The organism is Bacillus sp. BP-3, assembly GCF_028401955.1.
Lineage (GTDB): Bacteria > Bacillota > Bacilli > Bacillales > Bacillaceae_G > Bacillus_A.
In genome coordinates, this window is the sequence record NZ_JAQOTJ010000003.1 from 163,323 (window position 1) to 179,690 (window position 16,368).

The following is a 16,368-nucleotide window of genomic DNA, read 5'->3' on the forward strand; positions in this document are numbered from 1 at the left end:
CTACGACTGCGTGAAGGGCTACAGGATAGAAATCTACATAGAAAAGTTGATCCTACATTGCTTATGTTTTTCGTTTTAACAATTCTGATTATTGTGTTTTCTTTTATACCCAAGCGTCAATCTCGACTTTAAATATAGGTGTAGCTTATGCGACTACATAAATCATTGTCGTACAAGGAAGGTGACCACTAAGAAAGTCACTTATTACTTCCTTTCTTTTATCAGAATCAATTTCTTCAACCAAATAAAAAACTAGCTTCGTCAAATCTTGGATACTCATGTTAGCAGATTCAAGATTTTTTCAGATATTGTCTATTGCTAGTTACATTTGTTCTACTGGATCTTCAAGTACAGTTCCATCTACTCTCATACCTAATTGTCCAGATAATGTTAACCATCTTTAGGTCCACTTAACATATTTGGTGTACAAAAGGAGCTACTGGTAAATGAATTTCTTTTGAATTTCTGGATATTTTCATATAATCAATCTTTTATTGTAATATTTTAATTAAACTCCCTAAAAATATTGCAATAATTAGAAAAATGCTATATTTTAATCACTCTTTCTTGTTGCTTTATCATGTTTAATAGCATTTATTTGATCAAACTTTATTTAAAAGTTAAAACAAAGGTATTATTTGATGGAGGTGTAATATGAAAAAAGCTTATGTAATGTTGGATGTTTGGGATGTCAGTACATTATAGCAGCAAGAAAAAAACTAAACAAAATCATTATCTTGTAGAAAAGGGGAATGTGAGATGTTGAATTTACAAGGAAAATACAATGAAGCAAAAGTATTTACTAATCATGTTGAAGAGAGTGCTATGGGGCAAATTATTGACCTTTGTAACCAGGAGTTCGTCAAAGACAGTAAGATTCGTATTATGCCAGATACACATGCCGGAGCTGGGTGTACGATTGGAACAACAATGACAATTCAAGATAAAATCGTACCAAATCTCGTAGGCGTAGATATAGGCTGTGGTATGGAAGTCGTTGTAATTAATAAGAAAAAAGAAGAGATTAACTTTGATCAATTAGATGACACAATTCGTAAATACGTTCCAAGCGGTTTTAATATCCGAGATAAAGAACATAGGTTTTCAAAAATGATTCATTTTGACGAAGTGAGAGCACCATTTACGTTACAACGTGCTCAAAAGAGTATTGGTACCCTTGGAGGAGGAAATCATTTTATTGAACTTAATGAGGACGAAAAGGGGAATGTATACATTGTTATTCATAGCGGTTCCCGTAACTTAGGAAAACAAGTAGCAGAGTACTATCAAAACTTCGCATATGAGCAACTGATGAGTGTTCAATCTGTTAAAGACGAAATCATTGAGCGATTAACAAAAGAGGGTAGACAAAAGGAAATATATGAAGCCTTACGAAAAGTGAAAAAACCTAATGTTCGCAAAGAACTAGCTTATTTAGAAGGTCAAGGATTCAGAGATTACATGAATGATATGAAGATTGCTCAAAAATATGCTGAATTAAATCGGAAAGCGATGAGTGATGAAATCGTCACTAGAATGGATTGGAAAGTAACTGATCAATTTACTACAATCCATAACTACATAGACATGGAAAATATGATTCTACGAAAAGGAGCCATTTCCGCTCAAAAAGATGAACGAGTAATCATTCCAATCAATATGAGAGATGGTTCAATTATCGCATTCGGTAAAGGGAATCCTGATTGGAACTTCTCTGGACCACATGGAGCGGGGCGTATTATGAGTCGAAAGAAAGCGAAAGAGGTACTTAACTTAGAAGATTTTCAGAATATAATGACTGATGTTTGGACGACATCAGTTGCCGAAAGTACTTTAGACGAAGCGCCAATGGTATATAAACCAATGGATGAAATTGTAGCAAATACTAAAGACACAATTGATATCAAACGTATTATAAAACCGATTTATAATTTTAAAGCTAATTAATTCAGAGATGTAGTATATAAACTACGGAGGTGTCTCCGTTCACTTCTATACTCAACACTTGGTATCTTTTCACTACTATAATGTCCTTTTAACAGTTTTCCTCCTAATTGAATTAACTTTACTGTCTGTTCACTGATATAAAAAGGATTAACTTCATCGCTACCTGGATTTGTGTCCAAAATATTGACTCAAGTCCAGTTATATTTAGTTAATTATATTATGGTGGAATATTCCTCTAACTATATTTTTAAGAGGTAATTAGTTTGGGAGTTTTCTATCATGTTTCGAATGATGAATTAGTAGAAGGAGCAATATTAGAATCTAGATATGGTCAACAAATAATTGATCCAAATACTTTCACATATAAGAACTTATTAAGGATGGTAATTGTATGTTTTTTTTCAAAAATATCAAAAAGTTAAAGAAGGAGCATTATGTACTAAAGGAAATGTACCATGAAACAAAGGATAGAGAGCATTCTTTAATGAAGGAATTAGAACGCTTGGCAGAAATTGAAGCAGATGGCAAATTTATTGAATCTATGCTGAAACAAGGTTATATAATTGATGGTATTGAGATTAATAAGACTAATATGAAATATTATGTGTGTGTTACTATGGATAGTGGGAGCATCACTATATCATTAAGAAATAAGAATCTGAGCCATTCATATCCAAGGTTATATGTGAACTTTGTTAAAGATCTTTATAACCCTTATATCATAACCTGTTACATTGTTGATGTGTTTGCAGTAGAAGAGAATATTGGAAATGGTTCTATTTTAATGAAGTATATAATTAAATGGGCTAAAAAAATGAAAGCATGTGAATTAAACGGAATGCTTTCAAATGTTGATATAGAAAAGTTGGATAAATTAGAGAAGTTTTATGAAAATAACGGTTTTACTGTTAAGTTTAATGAGGCAAGAACAAGTGGTGGAATAGAATTAAAGCTTTAGATGTGTATGTGAGTGTCAAGTAACAACAAATCTGACTTATATTAGATTGAGTCGGATTTTCTTTAGTTTATAACATGATGAAACTAGAACTTTGATTACCTTCTTCTATACATTCAATAAATATTTCTCCCCATGAATCTAGTAAAACTGTTGTTGAGTTGAACTTTCCTTTAAAATATTTTTTATCTTCTTGATAATTCAATAGTTGAAAGGATTCATAGTCATCAAACGAACTTCTCAATTCCCAAATTTTCATTTTTACTCTCCTTTGCTATTTTTCTAGTATAAATAAGATTACTCTTTTTTCGGTTTATTTAATCTTAATTCACCATTCAATAATTTTAGGGGAAGTAAAAATATAGACATCCAACTCTGAATTTCGAATTTTTATTAATTGTTTTATTAAATAAAATAGTCAGGATTTTCATCCGTTTTCATTAAAAATTCCTTTAAAGAATCCGCTATTTTTGCAGAACTAGAGTAGATTGGACACTGACCTAATTCATTTTCTTCTTTAAATTTAATTGTTAAAAAGCTGATTTTCGTGATTTCAAAAAATACTAATGAGTCTTCATCATCTATATTAGGGTTAGTTTCAAGAGTAAACATTATATTTAATAATATGTTCGCATTTAAATGTTCAATTTATTTAATAATTTTTCAATTCTTTTCAATTCATTATTACTCTGTTCTACAAGATATTCATCAGGACAGTCTTTCAATATATCAAAAAAGTTTTCAGCTTCTTTTAATACAGCTAAAAATAATTCATCTTTATTAAAACATGTTTTTTCTCCTGCAATAGACAATAAAATTTGCTCTTGCGAAATAAACTGCATTTTTACCTCTAAAGGTTGGTCTGGAAAATAAAACCTTACATCGTTTTGATTTTCAAGCAATTCTTCAATTGCATTTATGAAATATGACCACAACTGATCAATCATATCCCACTCTTTAAATCCTAAAATAGTATTTCCGTAATAGTTTATTATTATTGCACCTTCCATATAATCAAAATCAATAATTAGTTCTAAACATTTCGCATCGTCAAAATGTATGAAATATTCAAGAAAATCGCTTTCAATATTATCTAATGAAGTTATTATTGTATCATTTTTTATATATGATTTTACACTAATTATATTAACATCACCTCGGATTTTTATTTAGGATATAATTGTGCTACTCTGCCATTTTTAAATCCAACAATAAACGTTATTCCATCTACTTTTCCCTCAATTTGATACATACCTTTTGTTCCTTTGGAAATAATCATATCTCTATTCTGCCTGATAACGTCTCCTGCTATATTTTGTATATCAGATATTGACAAATCTTTGTTTAAAAATGATTGTTCTTTTTTTACTGAACCATCCCAATGATCTGGATGATGTCTGTCTAAAACATGTTTCATGCCTTTTTTATCAAACATTATTTCGTTTCCATCAACATGCCATTTTTTTGATTACTAGTCTCGAAGAAATGCTCGAAATGATACCGGATGAGATATCGCAGAAACGTTACCGAAACATCGTATATAACGCGCCTTGGTTACTAAAACGGTATTCATGAGTTTCGTGGTATGACGAAAGATGAGCAAGTAGCTTTTTTAAGTTTGAAAGAGGGAGTATTAGATGATATGATATCGAATTTAGAGGGAGCGCTAGTATAAACGTAACAATAAAACCGCCCTTGAGGACGGCTTCTTTTTGTGTTATTTCCTTAAAGTTCTATGCTTTCTTAGTTTTTCTTTAATATATTTTACATTATTTATGCCTAGACGAATTGAAGCGATGATAAGGTAAATCATTATAATGGAGTAGACAACAATCCAAATCGTATAAATATATGTATCTTGGTACCCATTTTCAGCAAGCCAGTTAGTAACTAGCATTCCGCCGAAGTAAGACGGAATTGTTAGCAAGCTTACGTCTCTAGGATCGGTTGCAAGATAAATCATAAGAAATAGAAAAGCAAGGGCACCTATTGTATTTACATTATCAAAAATCATCATCAAAAATCACCTGCTTTACGATTAATAACATAGCAACAATTCATTATTTTCATTCAATGAGCGTTAACTTCTTACATCTTCCGCAAATAAGTTGTTCCGCAGTTTTTCATAACTCCATAGTATTACTCCTTATGCTAAGTATATCAAACGTTAAGGGGAATTTCTCCAAATATTAGTTGGAATCACGGTTTTGTAAGTAAATTTCATACTCTGCTAACCATACCAGCATCAAGCTCTTTAATTCAATTGTTTCAATCTCGCAAGTATTCTCTTCTTCTTCATAATAACGATGAACAATTTTAGTATAATCTGTTCGTATTTTCAGATCGCAGCTATTTCCACCTATTTCAATATGGTTAACTTCGCCATTTAATACTCTATTAAGATATTGTAGACCATGCTCACTATGGATATCATCTTCTAACAAATCTGAAACTAAAGAAATTTCTTTTGGAAGTTCAATTCTTAAGATATTTAAAGGACATATATAAATTTTATATTCATATTTCATAAACTAACTTCACTTCTTATATCAATCAATAAATTGGATATACTGAAATTATTCTTCTGTTTGAGTCAATAAATAACCTAATCTTCATACTGTTAGAAGTTGTACCACTCCATCTACTTTAATCTTTGCTTCATATACTCCGTATTGTTTGTAGCCGTGAGGTAAATGTAAAAAGCCCCCCTATTATGGGCGGTCGATTGTTACTAAGTATTTTTTAATGCGTGTTTTACCGTTTTAACTGTTTGTTCGAGCCATTCCAATGGTGTTATTTCTAATCCTTCAAAATATATTCCATCTGTAGAATACTGTATGTACTCATTTTTTTCTTTATCACTATAATTACTTTGAATAAATTCAGTTAGAAAAATAATAGCATCTTCTAAATACTCTTTGGGTGCCTCTTCTAGTAATTCTTGGAGTGCTTCTTCATAGAAAGTATCTTGGTGAAAATTACTCCCTAAAAATTGAAATACCTCTTCATCTTCGAGATTGTTTTTAAGTAACATAATTCCCCTCCGTCCCCAGTTGAAATTATAAGCCGAGAGGATAAATATATAAATACCTAAATGGAGAGCGCAGTATTTTTGTTGTGTTTCTTACGTTATAATTTTTTCCTATGTATTTGTATAATGGCTGTCTAAATCGTAATGTAATATATACAATAAATGGGTTATCTTACATGGGGCATCTGTCCTTTTTGTTAATTTTAAACGTAAATAATTTGAGTGTTATCTAAGGAAATGGAGGGAAAGTATTGAAATGGTTAGGGGACGAGAGTTACAGTTTGGATAATGATAATAGTTATTTCGATAGAGTTTTAATATGTTCGAAAATATAAAGGGAATAAGCTATTAATCTAAAAATAGATATGTAATTTTTGTCGTAAATAATCCGCTAATAATTCAGTAAACTTAAGCGTTTAACATATCTATTGTCTTTCCTATATTTACTACGGTATAATGTGGATACAGTTTAAAATACGCGAATCGTAATCTGTCTTTTTTATTTAACGCGTGAGAAAACGCTGAAAGCAGCGGTATTACTAGGAGGAACTAAATGATTACAGTAAGTAACGTGAGTTTACGTTTTGCAGATCGTAAACTTTTTGATGATGTTAACATAAAATTTACACCAGGTAACTGTTACGGTTTAATCGGAGCAAACGGTGCTGGTAAATCTACATTCTTAAAAATTTTATCTGGTGAAATTGATCCATCAACAGGAGATATTCATATTACACCAGGTGAGCGATTAGCTGTTTTAAAACAGAACCACTTTGAATATGAAGAATTCCCAGTTTTAGAAACAGTTATTATGGGGCACACGCGTCTTTATGCAGTAATGCAAGAGAAGAATGCGATTTACATGAAGGAAGATTTCAGCGATGAAGACGGTATGCGCGCAGCTGAGCTAGAAGGTGAATTTGCTGAGCTAAACGGTTGGGAAGCAGAATCAGAAGCTGCAATTCTTTTAAAAGGACTAGGCATAGGTGAAGACCTTCATGCGAAAAAAATGTCTGAGTTAACAGGGGCAGAGAAAGTAAAAGTATTACTTGCTCAAGCGCTATTTGGTCAACCAGATATTTTATTACTGGATGAGCCTACGAACCATTTAGACTTAAAAGCAATTCAATGGTTAGAAAACTTCTTGATGAACTTCGAAAACACAGTTATCGTTGTATCCCATGACCGTCACTTCTTAAACAGAGTATGTACGCACATGGCGGATCTTGACTTTGGTAAAATTCAACTTTATGTTGGTAACTATGATTTCTGGTATGAATCTAGTCAATTAGCATTAAAATTAACACAAGATGCAAATAAGAAAAAAGAAGAGAAAGTAAAAGAGTTACAAAACTTTATTGCGCGTTTCAGCTCGAACGCTTCAAAAGCGAAGCAAGCAACTTCACGTAAGAAATTATTAGATAAAATTACATTAGACGATATTAAACCGTCTTCTCGTCGTTATCCGTTCGTTGGCTTTACACCAGAGCGTGAAGTAGGGAATGATTTATTATCAGTGGAAGGTCTTTCTAAAACAATCGATGGTGAGAAAGTACTAGATAACGTGTACTTCACTGTTAATAAAGGCGATAAAATTGCATTCGTTGGACGTAATGAAATTGCAATTACGACTTTATTTAAAATTTTAGCAGGTGAAATGGAGCCGGATAGCGGTTCATTTAAATGGGGCGTTACAACATCCCAAGCGTACTTCCCAAGAGATAACTCTGAGTACTTCGATAATAGTGAGATGAACTTAATTGAATGGTTACGCCAATTCTCACCGCAAGATGAGTCTGAAAGCTTCTTACGCGGATTTTTAGGTCGTATGCTATTCTCCGGTGAAGAAGTAAAGAAAAATGTTTCTGTTCTTTCTGGAGGAGAAAAAGTACGTTGTATGCTTTCTAAAATGATGTTAAGTGGTGCAAACGTATTAACATTCGACGACCCAACAAACCATTTAGACCTTGAGTCTATTACAGCATTAAACAACGGTTTAATGGCATTTAAAGGAACGATTTTATTTACATCTCATGACCATCAGTTTGTTGAAACAATCGCAAATCGTATTATTGAAGTAACACCGAACGGTTTAGTTGATAAACAATCGACATATGATGAGTATTTAGAGAACGAAGAGCTTCAGAAGCAAGTAGAAGCTATGTATAAAGAAGCAAAATAAATAGTAACATCCCCTACAATAAGGGGATGTTTTTTTGTTTCATTTTTAAAATTTCTCCTTTTAATTTGTCACAAGTATATGGATCAAATCGTTTTAAGGCTAAAGGGGGAATTAAGATGAAACATATTGTTATTTTAGGCGGAGGATTTGCTGGAATTAATTTGTTAAATGGATTAAAGAAAGAGTTGGGTCATTTAATAGGAAGAGAAGTCAAGATTACGTTAGTGGATAAAAATTCGTTTCATTTTCGGAAGGTTTTATTGTTTAAGTCAGTTGTTGAAGATGCGGATTTGAAAGTTCCATTGAAAAGGTATTGTACAGATGGAGTGGAATTTGTTAAAGGAGAAGCGATAGCTTGTAATCACTTTGAAAAAGAAATAGAAATAAAATTGGAAGATGAAGGAATAAGAACAGTGCAATATGATTATCTTGTATTAGCTCTAGGGAGTGTCATTCAAGAAATTCCTAGTACGTTAGGCGGGACAACATTAAGTAGTGTGAAGACTGCCGTAGACGTAAGACAAAAATTGCTTTCTTTAATTCAATTAGCAAAAACAGAAGAAAACAAAGATGCTAGACGGGAACTATTGCGCATCGCTATTGTTGGCGGTGGGATTACTGGCATTGAGACATCTGCAGAAATATGTGTTTGGTTTAAAAAAGAAGTCCAAAAAGTAGGGCTTAATCCAGATGAGGTAGAAGTTATTTTGTTTGATTCAAAAGAACATTTATTACGCGGGGTTCCGGTAAAAGTAAGTGAACGATTAACATATGAACTTAAAAAGATCGGAATAAAATGCATCCCTAAAACAAGAGTGAAGAAATTTGAAAATGGTCAGTTGCTTTGTACAAATGGAACAATATATGCAGCAGGAGAGTGTGTTTGGACACCAGGTGTGAAAGTGAATCCTATCATTCAAACATTTCAGCTTCCGTTGTCGAATGAGAACCAAATATTAGTTACTGATACGTACAGTATAAAAGGATATTCACATATATATGCAATCGGAGACTGTGCAAGGGTTGTTGACCAAAAAACGAATCAAGTAGATGGAATGACGTGTAAAGAAGCGATTCCACAGGCGACGAGATTAGGTAAAATTTTAAAGAATGAGATATATGGAATTTCTAACTCTGTTACTCACAAAGCGTACCCTGTAAAATTATATTGTATTAGTCTTGGACCTAATAACGGCTTTGTTTGGGTTCAAAAATGGGGAATGGACTTTATTTTATCAGGGAAAATTGGTGCTCGTATTCGCGAAAAAACATGGGATCAAGCTAGTTTACTTGTCTAACGGAAATAGAAAGCGAGGATTTTTTCTATGGAAAACGCTGAACTAAGTCAACTATATATCAATTATAAACTTCTTCTTTTCTCACTTGCTTATAAAATGACAGGTAGTGCTGCTGATGCAGAAGATATTATTCAAGATGTGTTTATAAAGTTGAATGAATATGAAATGAAGCACAGCTCAAATATAAAAGCATTTCTGTGTAAATTGGTTACGAACCGCTGCAACTAAGCCATTTTATGGTGCAGTGCGTGTACAACAACTTCTTATTGCTTTGGTAACTAAATTTCTTACGAATCAAGAAGAATACTCAATAATGCAAACAGAGGTGAATGGCTGTCCTGGAGTTGTAATCAGAAATCGCACTGGAATACAGGCTGTAATGAGTTTTAAATTTGAAGGGGTTAAAATTAAATCTATTTATACTATTTTAAATCCCGAAAAGTTAAAACATTTCCATATTAATATAGATCTAGCGGATTAAAAATGCGTTAGAAAAGGGCTGATTCTTATAAGAATCAGCCCTTTTATTCATGTTAAATTCGTTTATCATGCCAAAAGTTTAATTCGAAATGTTCATTTTCATTATAACTTTCAAACTCATAGCCTTTTTCTTTTAACCCTTTAATAATAGCAGATACGGCAGAAACAGATTGTGGGTGAATATCATGTAGCAGAATTACTTCTCTGTTAGTTTTTGCACCTGCAATTACATTTTCTACAATTTTAGTAGAAGCAGCATCGACTGGCATTTTATTATATTTCCAATCTAAAGAATCAATAGTCCAGTCCCATACTCGCAAACCATTTTCAGAGACTTGATTTCGTAATGCTTCATTCAGTCCTGGCATGGAACCATATGGTGGACGTGTTAATTTTGGATCTCGTCCAATAATATTAGAAATTAATTTTTGATCTTCTTTCATTTCATTCACATAACCGCCTTGCTTGTATAGCTTCGCGTAGTCATGTGACATACTATGCATGCCGACATAGTGACCTTCTGCTAATTCTCGTTTTACTAAATCTGGATATTCTTTAACGTTAGAGCCAATAAGGAAAAAAGTAGCTTTCGCATCATTTTGTTTTAATGTATCTAATAATTGAGCAGTGTATTTTCCTGGTCCATCGTCAAAAGTAAGATAAGCTACTTTTCTAACTTGGCCATTGTATTGTTGAGGTGCTTCTTTTGGAGCTAGTGCAGTTTGTATTTCACTAACTAGTTGAACAGGTTGTGAAGAATCTTCTGTACTAGCTTTTACAATGTGATTTGATCCGATTGATGCTCCGTATATGCATGAAATTCCTACACACATAATAAGAGTTCTTTTAAATAAAGTTACGAGAGATGATTTGTTACGCATAAATGTCCTTCTTTCTATTTCTAATAATCCCATTCTATTTCATTCTATTATATTAAGAATTTTATGTATAGTACTGTAAAAAAATATATTTACAAGTAAAGAAGGGATTTGTGAAAAGGATGCAAGATTTTTTGAATTTTGTTTATTAATTGTGTAATGAATTCATACATATTAAAGACATATGCTTTTGGGATGGAGTGGAATTATGAAAGTCTTTCATTTTAAGGATAAGAAATTCTCTTTTTTTCAACGATTTATACAAAGGAAAAACTTTAATACATGTGAAATTTTTATGGGAGCTATTTTTCAAAAACAAAAATATAAAGAAGGAAACGGGCAAAGTGATGAAAGAGAAGGAAATATAGAAAAATACTTTCGTCCGTCATGCTTCCCCGTTCTAAATAATCGTTTCAACTATCAGTTTTTTGATCCCTTCATTGATAAAAAATACAGTCAAATCATTCTTCCTCCGTCGCTTATGAATTCACCAGAAAATACAATCATTCATTATTTCAGTGTTTTACGAGAAGCTGAAAATCTAACCAAAAATAAAAAAGGAGGGTGCGGGACTGTTGGACTGTCCCAAATACCGTATCCAATTGCTTATAATTTTTTTACAAGTCAATACCAAGAACGAGTGTCCTATAAGAGCTATTTCCGTTCGTTCGAAGGAATTGGACATATCAATTTAATAAAACTGGCACCGTTACATCGAGATAAAAAACATCCGAAGGCAAGTCATTATTTCTTTGAAATTGAAACAATTGAAGGTTCGGCTAAAGGGATTACTTATTTCGCTTATTATTACGGTTATATTTATATTGAAAAGGAAGGAAATTTTTACAAAATTGATGATATTGAACTATACGGTGAGGATTTCTTATGTGCAGCTTATCACTTTTGGCAACATAGCGCAGAGATGGTCGTTGATACGAAGTTCGGAAATTGGTGTAAACTTGTGAAAGAAAGACTTCCAACAAAGCAAGAAGGTTATACGAAACAGATTGATGTGATTGGAATTGATGGGAACAAATATCGCTTTATATTTTTTCAACTAACAAATAATACAGATATTTTGGCCGCACAATATAAAAAGAATAGTCAAGGACAATGGAAGTTTATTGATATCGATCCTGAAAAATGTTTGTAGTTTAATACAAGGTGAAAAGCCGACAATGAATATAGGTCATGTTTTATTTTGCACCGCAGTATATGTCGAATAATATAATAAAGAAAAATTTATTAGAAATTTATTTTTATCTCGTATCCTTTCAATATAGCTTGAAAGGAGAATTCTATGAGAAAATTGTTTAAAGTATTAAAAAATATATTTGTTGGGTTCATTGCGGTTATTTTACTTGTATCAGTATCTGCATGTATATACCATAACTACCAATTAAGTAAGGAAGCAGCATTAATTAAAAGTAAGGGAACGTTAGTTAATATTAATAACAAAAAAATGAATGTATATAATGAAGGTAGCGGTGATGATACATATGTATTTATGTCTGGTTCTGGGATTGCTTCTCCTGTTTATGAAATGAAAGGAGTATATAGTAAGTTTTCAAAAGAAAATAAGATTGCTGTAGTAGAAAGAGCGGGTTATGGGAACAGTGATGTTTTTAACGATGGAAGGGATATTGATAAAATATTAGATCAAACGAGAGAAGTGCTTATTAAAAGTGGAAATAAACCACCTTATATTTTAGTTCCGCATTCAATATCGGGAATAGAGGCTATTTATTGGGCACAAAAATATCCTAAGGAAATTAAGGGGATTATTGCGTTAGATATTGGTTTACCTCAGCAGTATGTGAAATATAAAAGCGAAGTGGATAAGTCAACATTAAAAATAAGAGGAATAAATCTCTTAACAAAAATGGGTATTCATCGGCTTCTACCTTCTACTACTTATAATCCTGAAGTGATTCGACAATCTTTTTTAACTAAACAAGAAAAAGAAATTTATAAAGCAATATCGTATAAACAGTTTTTTAATGATGATATGAAACAAGAGCTCTTACATTCTTACGAAAATAGTAAAAAATCCATTAACCTTCCGATACCAAAAGAAACACCTATATTATTTTTAGATGCAATTGCTGATCAATATAAGAACTCGAAATATACAATACAACATTATAAAGATTATAAAGAATTTGCAGAACAACTTGAAATAGCGGATGTTATAAAATTGAGGGGGACGCACAGCATTTATTTATATCAGGCTGATGAAATATATAAGTTTTCTAAAGAATTTATCAACAAAAAAGTGAAATGAAGGTTTGCATAATGAAGGGATATCATATTTTAATAGTTGAAGATGATTTGATGATAGGTGATTTATTGCAAAAAATTTTGCACCGCGAAGGGTACAATGTATGTTGGAAGAAAGAAGGGGGAAATATTAATGAAATTATCCGTGAGATAGATTTAGTCATAATGGATATTATGTTGCCTGGTGAAGATGGCTATCAAATTACAAAGAAAATAAAAAATCTTGGATTAAATATTCCAGTTATTTTTCTATCCGCTCGAAGTGATATAGATAGCAAACTCCAAGGGTTGACAATCGGGGAAGATTATATGATAAAGCCTTTTGATCCTCGAGAGTTGTTATTAAGGATACAGAAAATGCTAGATAATCAATATGGTACTTTTACACAAATCAAACATGTATATATTGATGCAGAACATAAAAAGGTTTTCAAAAATAGCTTGCATAATGAAGTTGTATTTACCGCGATTGAACGTAAAATATTCTTTTATTTATATGAAAATAAGGATAGGATTTTAACGAAAGAACATTTTTTTGATTACTTATGGCAACTTGAAGACCGGAATCCAAATATCGTGAATGTACATATAAAAAAAATTAGAACAAAAATTAATGATACAAACGGGGAAATTATTCAAAATATATATGGAGAAGGGTATCGATTAAATACCTATATGAAGAAATGAAATTAAAGAAGAAATACCAGATATTATTATTTACCGCTATTAGTAGCGTACCATTGTTATTGCTATTGATTAGTGTCCTAATGTCAGTAATCTATGATGGTGTATTTAAAGCGAAGAACAAACACATTCCTTTTCATGAATCATTTGCATATCCTACAATGCTAGTTATCTTTTTTGTATCACTATTATTGTTAGCCGTTTTATTCTCGAAATCCATTAATTCGCTATTAAATAAAATAAATATATTAAATACAACGATTCGGCATTTAGCTAGCGATAAAAAGCTCCCGAATAAATTAGATGTGAAAAGTGATGATGAAGTAGGGGAATTAATTAGATCAGTAAATTTATTAATTGAAAGAACTACATATCGAGAATTAGAGCTTAAACAGCAAGAGGAAATGAAAAAGGAACTTTTAAATAAACTAAGACATGATATTAATACGCCTTTAACAGCAATGAGATTACAATTATTTTATTTAGAAGATCAATATCCTGGCCAAACACAAGTACTAGAATCGTTATATCAACAAATACAGTATATTGCTGAATTAACCAATGAATTTAAATTACAATCCACAGAGACGTTAGAGAATTCTTATATTGTAAATGATGATGTGAATATACATGATTTACTAGAAATAATGGTTAAAAAGTGGAGTTATCTGTATAGCATGCACGACATCGAATTAGTATATAATTCAGGTAATAAAGATTTAATATGGACCAGTAACGATTTATGGCTTCAAAGGTTGTTTGATAACATTTTTCAGAATACGTTACAACATTCAAAAGCGAAAAAACTTGTGGTAACGATTGAAAATAGTGTTGTCTCGATTGGAGATAATGGAATTGGTTTTGATATGAATGGTGAAAGTACGGGACTTGGATTGAAAATAGTTGAGGATATATGCAGACTGCTCAATATCAAATATACTGTACAGTCAAATAAAGAGGGAACTATATTTTATTTTACTACCATTGAAAAAATATATAAACCGAACTTTTCATAAAATACAAAATTAAAAAGAATCGATATGGATCACTTTTTGATCAACATCGATTCTTTTTAATTTGTGTGAAATATGCGGGTCTGATTTTTTCAATAAAACTATATAAAGATTATTTATAAATTTCACATACCGTATTATATTTTAATATAGGAAAAACAAAAATAATGTCGAATATATCATGAGTGGTAATAGGTAGTAAAGAATATATAAATAATAAACGAATAGGAGAGATACATATGGAACCAGTAGAGGCAGCTAAACAAATTCTTGCAATTCAATTTTCAAATTGTGACGCGGCTCTTTTAGGAGGAAGTATTGCTAGGGGAGAAGGAACGAAAACTTCTGATTTGGACATTATCATTTTTGATAGTACGCTTTCTTCAGCATATCGTGAATCTTTCAGAGCTAACGGATGGCCTGTTGAAGTGTTTGTACATAACTTTACGTCTTATAAAGACTTTTTTGCGAGCGATTGTAAACGTGGCCGTCCCTCATTACCACAGCTCGTTGTAGAAGGAATTGTGTTAAAAGATATAAAAGACATCATACCGGCTATAAAGAAAGAAGCGCAGCAACTATTAGAAAAAGGACCTGAACCTTGGACAAAAGAAATGATACAACAAAAGCGTTATTTCATTACAGATGTATTAGACGACTTTATTGGCGCAGCAAAACGAGAAGATGAATTGTTTATCGCAAATCATCTTGCGGATCTTGTTCATGAGTTTGTATTACGAATGAATAATTGTTGGACAGGACAATCAAAGTGGTTTATGAAAACTTTAAAAAAATTTGATGAACAGGTTGCTGCAGAGTTTGTAACTGTGTTTGAAAAGTTTTATAAAACAGGGGAGAAGGAGCAAGTTATTACATTTGTGAATGGTATTTTAGATATGTACGGAGGCCGACTTTTTGAGGGGTTTTGTATTGGGAAGGTTGAGAAGTAATGAGGCTTAATAAACTTTTAATAAAGGATGTACAACAATTCATTCCTTCTACTGTAGAAATAGGATTGTATTTATATGACACGAAAACAAAGGAAACGCTATGTATAAATGAAAATAAAAATTTCCCTTTAGCAAGTTTGGCAAAATGGATTGTTGGGAGCATTGCTTTTCAGAAAAGTAAGCATATAGCACCTATAACAATTAAAGAAGTTATTAGTAAACATTCGAGAAAAGCATACGATTCTATTTTAGAAAGAATTGATATAAGAAAGATTAATAGTGAATTACAGCATATGGAACTCGATATACTCGTTAATAAGGATAATATGAGTATAACTAAAAATTGTGGAACACCCGTTAGTATATTTCAATTCATGAAATTCTTATATCAGTACGAAAAAGAGAATATGCTTGTTTTCGAATCTTTAAAAGAACAAGAAGATCCAGATGGTTTTCGATTCTCTAATGATGAACATGAATGGCTACATATGACTGGTGGGCTTGAAACAGTTTGTAATGATGCAGGTTATTTATATTTAGAAGATCGAGTGCTATTTTGTGTTGGTTTTGTCCAAGCAATCGATGAAAATACAGAATGGTATCAATTAGAGCAAGTGCTGAAAAATATAGGAGAACTAATTGTACAAACATATAAAAAGGGGGAATGATT

General features: G+C 31.7%; 18 protein-coding genes and 3 pseudogenes. 12 read left to right on the top strand and 9 right to left on the bottom strand.

Features of this window, described 5'->3' with window-relative positions; all coding sequences use genetic code 11:
• Window positions 1-145: 145 nt before the first annotated feature.
• Window positions 146-479, bottom strand: a pseudogene (locus PLX19_RS06235) (RidA family protein).
• Between the two features lie 280 nt (window positions 480-759).
• On the opposite strand from PLX19_RS06235, the gene PLX19_RS06240 reads away from it, so the two are divergent.
• Together PLX19_RS06240 and PLX19_RS06245 are read left to right on the top strand one after the other, a co-directional pair.
• A complete protein-coding gene (locus tag PLX19_RS06240; RefSeq protein ID WP_272187641.1) occupies window positions 760-1,947 on the top strand; it encodes an RtcB family protein in 1,188 nt (395 codons plus the stop codon).
• Between the two features lie 391 nt (window positions 1,948-2,338).
• Window positions 2,339-2,905: a hypothetical protein gene (locus PLX19_RS06245; RefSeq protein WP_272187642.1), complete on the top strand. Its 567-nt coding sequence runs from the start codon at window positions 2,339-2,341 to the stop codon at window positions 2,903-2,905.
• A gap of 88 nt (window positions 2,906-2,993) precedes the next feature.
• Here PLX19_RS06245 and PLX19_RS06250 read toward each other — a convergent pair.
• The 7 genes and pseudogenes from PLX19_RS06250 to PLX19_RS06280 form a co-directional block, all read right to left on the bottom strand.
• Window positions 2,994-3,161 (bottom strand): annotated as a pseudogene (locus PLX19_RS06250) (imm11 family protein); the annotation flags it as partial.
• Between the two features lie 146 nt (window positions 3,162-3,307).
• Window positions 3,308-3,502: pseudogene (locus PLX19_RS06255) on the bottom strand (SMI1/KNR4 family protein); the annotation flags it as partial.
• A gap of 35 nt (window positions 3,503-3,537) precedes the next feature.
• Complete coding sequence (locus tag PLX19_RS06260) at window positions 3,538-3,912, bottom strand: hypothetical protein (protein WP_272187643.1); 375 nt, start codon at window positions 3,910-3,912, stop codon at window positions 3,538-3,540.
• A gap of 155 nt (window positions 3,913-4,067) precedes the next feature.
• Window positions 4,068-4,337 carry a hypothetical protein gene (locus PLX19_RS06265; protein ID WP_272187644.1) on the bottom strand — a complete coding sequence of 90 codons (270 nt, stop codon included), beginning with the start codon at window positions 4,335-4,337 and terminating at the stop codon, window positions 4,068-4,070.
• Between the two features lie 282 nt (window positions 4,338-4,619).
• A complete protein-coding gene (locus tag PLX19_RS06270; RefSeq protein ID WP_272187926.1) occupies window positions 4,620-4,916 on the bottom strand; it encodes a hypothetical protein in 297 nt (98 codons plus the stop codon).
• A gap of 175 nt (window positions 4,917-5,091) precedes the next feature.
• A complete protein-coding gene (locus PLX19_RS06275; RefSeq protein WP_272187645.1) occupies window positions 5,092-5,430 on the bottom strand; it encodes a hypothetical protein in 339 nt (112 codons plus the stop codon).
• 203 nt (window positions 5,431-5,633) lie between these two features.
• On the bottom strand, window positions 5,634-5,936 hold the full coding sequence (locus PLX19_RS06280; protein WP_272187646.1) for a contact-dependent growth inhibition system immunity protein: 303 nt from the start codon (window positions 5,934-5,936) through the stop codon (window positions 5,634-5,636).
• Between the two features lie 550 nt (window positions 5,937-6,486).
• On the opposite strand from PLX19_RS06280, the gene PLX19_RS06285 reads away from it, so the two are divergent.
• The 4 genes from PLX19_RS06285 to PLX19_RS06300 all read left to right on the top strand — a co-directional run bounded on the left by PLX19_RS06285 (window position 6,487) and on the right by PLX19_RS06300 (window position 9,894).
• The gene (locus PLX19_RS06285; protein WP_272187647.1) at window positions 6,487-8,115 is read left to right on the top strand and encodes an ABC-F family ATP-binding cassette domain-containing protein; all 1,629 of its coding nucleotides are present in this window, start codon (window positions 6,487-6,489) and stop codon (window positions 8,113-8,115) included.
• Between the two features lie 116 nt (window positions 8,116-8,231).
• Window positions 8,232-9,413, top strand: a complete 1,182-nt coding sequence (locus PLX19_RS06290) for an NAD(P)/FAD-dependent oxidoreductase (RefSeq protein WP_272187648.1) — start codon at window positions 8,232-8,234, stop codon at window positions 9,411-9,413.
• Between the two features lie 27 nt (window positions 9,414-9,440).
• Window positions 9,441-9,641 (top strand): sigma factor, encoded by a 201-nt coding sequence (locus tag PLX19_RS06295; RefSeq protein WP_272187649.1) that lies wholly within the window; start codon window positions 9,441-9,443, stop codon window positions 9,639-9,641.
• 16 nt (window positions 9,642-9,657) lie between these two features.
• The gene (locus PLX19_RS06300; protein WP_272187650.1) at window positions 9,658-9,894 is read left to right on the top strand and encodes a hypothetical protein; all 237 of its coding nucleotides are present in this window, start codon (window positions 9,658-9,660) and stop codon (window positions 9,892-9,894) included.
• 52 nt (window positions 9,895-9,946) lie between these two features.
• Here the strand turns inward: PLX19_RS06300 and PLX19_RS06305 are convergent, their stop codons facing one another.
• The gene (locus PLX19_RS06305) at window positions 9,947-10,774 is read right to left on the bottom strand and encodes a peptidoglycan-N-acetylglucosamine deacetylase (protein ID WP_272187651.1); all 828 of its coding nucleotides are present in this window, start codon (window positions 10,772-10,774) and stop codon (window positions 9,947-9,949) included.
• A gap of 292 nt (window positions 10,775-11,066) precedes the next feature.
• Between PLX19_RS06305 and PLX19_RS06310 the strand changes: the two genes are divergently transcribed.
• The 6 genes from PLX19_RS06310 (at window position 11,067) to PLX19_RS06335 (ending at window position 16,366) form a co-directional block, all read left to right on the top strand.
• Complete coding sequence (locus PLX19_RS06310) at window positions 11,067-11,924, top strand: hypothetical protein (RefSeq protein WP_272187652.1); 858 nt, start codon at window positions 11,067-11,069, stop codon at window positions 11,922-11,924.
• 147 nt (window positions 11,925-12,071) lie between these two features.
• Window positions 12,072-13,055, top strand: coding sequence for an alpha/beta fold hydrolase (locus tag PLX19_RS06315; RefSeq protein ID WP_272187653.1), 984 nt, complete (start codon window positions 12,072-12,074; stop codon window positions 13,053-13,055).
• Window positions 13,056-13,066: 11 nt separating this feature from the next.
• On the top strand, window positions 13,067-13,738 hold the full coding sequence (locus PLX19_RS06320; RefSeq protein WP_272187654.1) for a response regulator transcription factor: 672 nt from the start codon (window positions 13,067-13,069) through the stop codon (window positions 13,736-13,738).
• Complete coding sequence (locus tag PLX19_RS06325) at window positions 13,735-14,751, top strand: HAMP domain-containing sensor histidine kinase (protein WP_272187655.1); 1,017 nt, start codon at window positions 13,735-13,737, stop codon at window positions 14,749-14,751. The genes PLX19_RS06320 and PLX19_RS06325 overlap by 4 nt, the downstream gene beginning before the upstream one ends.
• A gap of 236 nt (window positions 14,752-14,987) precedes the next feature.
• Complete coding sequence (locus PLX19_RS06330) at window positions 14,988-15,698, top strand: nucleotidyltransferase domain-containing protein (RefSeq protein ID WP_272187656.1); 711 nt, start codon at window positions 14,988-14,990, stop codon at window positions 15,696-15,698.
• Window positions 15,698-16,366, top strand: a complete 669-nt coding sequence (locus tag PLX19_RS06335) for a serine hydrolase (protein WP_272187657.1) — start codon at window positions 15,698-15,700, stop codon at window positions 16,364-16,366. Before PLX19_RS06330 ends, PLX19_RS06335 begins: the two co-directional genes overlap by 1 nt.
• Window positions 16,367-16,368: the final 2 nt, after the last annotated feature.

Coding starts and splice junctions, on each gene's coding strand:
- PLX19_RS06240 (WP_272187641.1), top strand. CDS start 760: ATGTTGAATTTACAAGGAAAATACAATGAAGCAAAAGTATTTACTAAT.
- PLX19_RS06245 (WP_272187642.1), top strand. CDS start 2,339: ATGTTTTTTTTCAAAAATATCAAAAAGTTAAAGAAGGAGCATTATGTA.
- PLX19_RS06260 (WP_272187643.1), bottom strand. CDS start 3,912: ATGGAAGGTGCAATAATAATAAACTATTACGGAAATACTATTTTAGGA.
- PLX19_RS06265 (WP_272187644.1), bottom strand. CDS start 4,337: ATGTTTGATAAAAAAGGCATGAAACATGTTTTAGACAGACATCATCCA.
- PLX19_RS06270 (WP_272187926.1), bottom strand. CDS start 4,916: ATGATTTTTGATAATGTAAATACAATAGGTGCCCTTGCTTTTCTATTT.
- PLX19_RS06275 (WP_272187645.1), bottom strand. CDS start 5,430: ATGAAATATGAATATAAAATTTATATATGTCCTTTAAATATCTTAAGA.
- PLX19_RS06280 (WP_272187646.1), bottom strand. CDS start 5,936: ATGTTACTTAAAAACAATCTCGAAGATGAAGAGGTATTTCAATTTTTA.
- PLX19_RS06285 (WP_272187647.1), top strand. CDS start 6,487: ATGATTACAGTAAGTAACGTGAGTTTACGTTTTGCAGATCGTAAACTT.
- PLX19_RS06290 (WP_272187648.1), top strand. CDS start 8,232: ATGAAACATATTGTTATTTTAGGCGGAGGATTTGCTGGAATTAATTTG.
- PLX19_RS06295 (WP_272187649.1), top strand. CDS start 9,441: ATGGAAAACGCTGAACTAAGTCAACTATATATCAATTATAAACTTCTT.
- PLX19_RS06305 (WP_272187651.1), bottom strand. CDS start 10,774: ATGCGTAACAAATCATCTCTCGTAACTTTATTTAAAAGAACTCTTATT.
- PLX19_RS06310 (WP_272187652.1), top strand. CDS start 11,067: ATGGGAGCTATTTTTCAAAAACAAAAATATAAAGAAGGAAACGGGCAA.
- PLX19_RS06315 (WP_272187653.1), top strand. CDS start 12,072: ATGAGAAAATTGTTTAAAGTATTAAAAAATATATTTGTTGGGTTCATT.
- PLX19_RS06320 (WP_272187654.1), top strand. CDS start 13,067: ATGAAGGGATATCATATTTTAATAGTTGAAGATGATTTGATGATAGGT.
- PLX19_RS06325 (WP_272187655.1), top strand. CDS start 13,735: ATGAAATTAAAGAAGAAATACCAGATATTATTATTTACCGCTATTAGT.
- PLX19_RS06330 (WP_272187656.1), top strand. CDS start 14,988: ATGGAACCAGTAGAGGCAGCTAAACAAATTCTTGCAATTCAATTTTCA.
- PLX19_RS06335 (WP_272187657.1), top strand. CDS start 15,698: ATGAGGCTTAATAAACTTTTAATAAAGGATGTACAACAATTCATTCCT.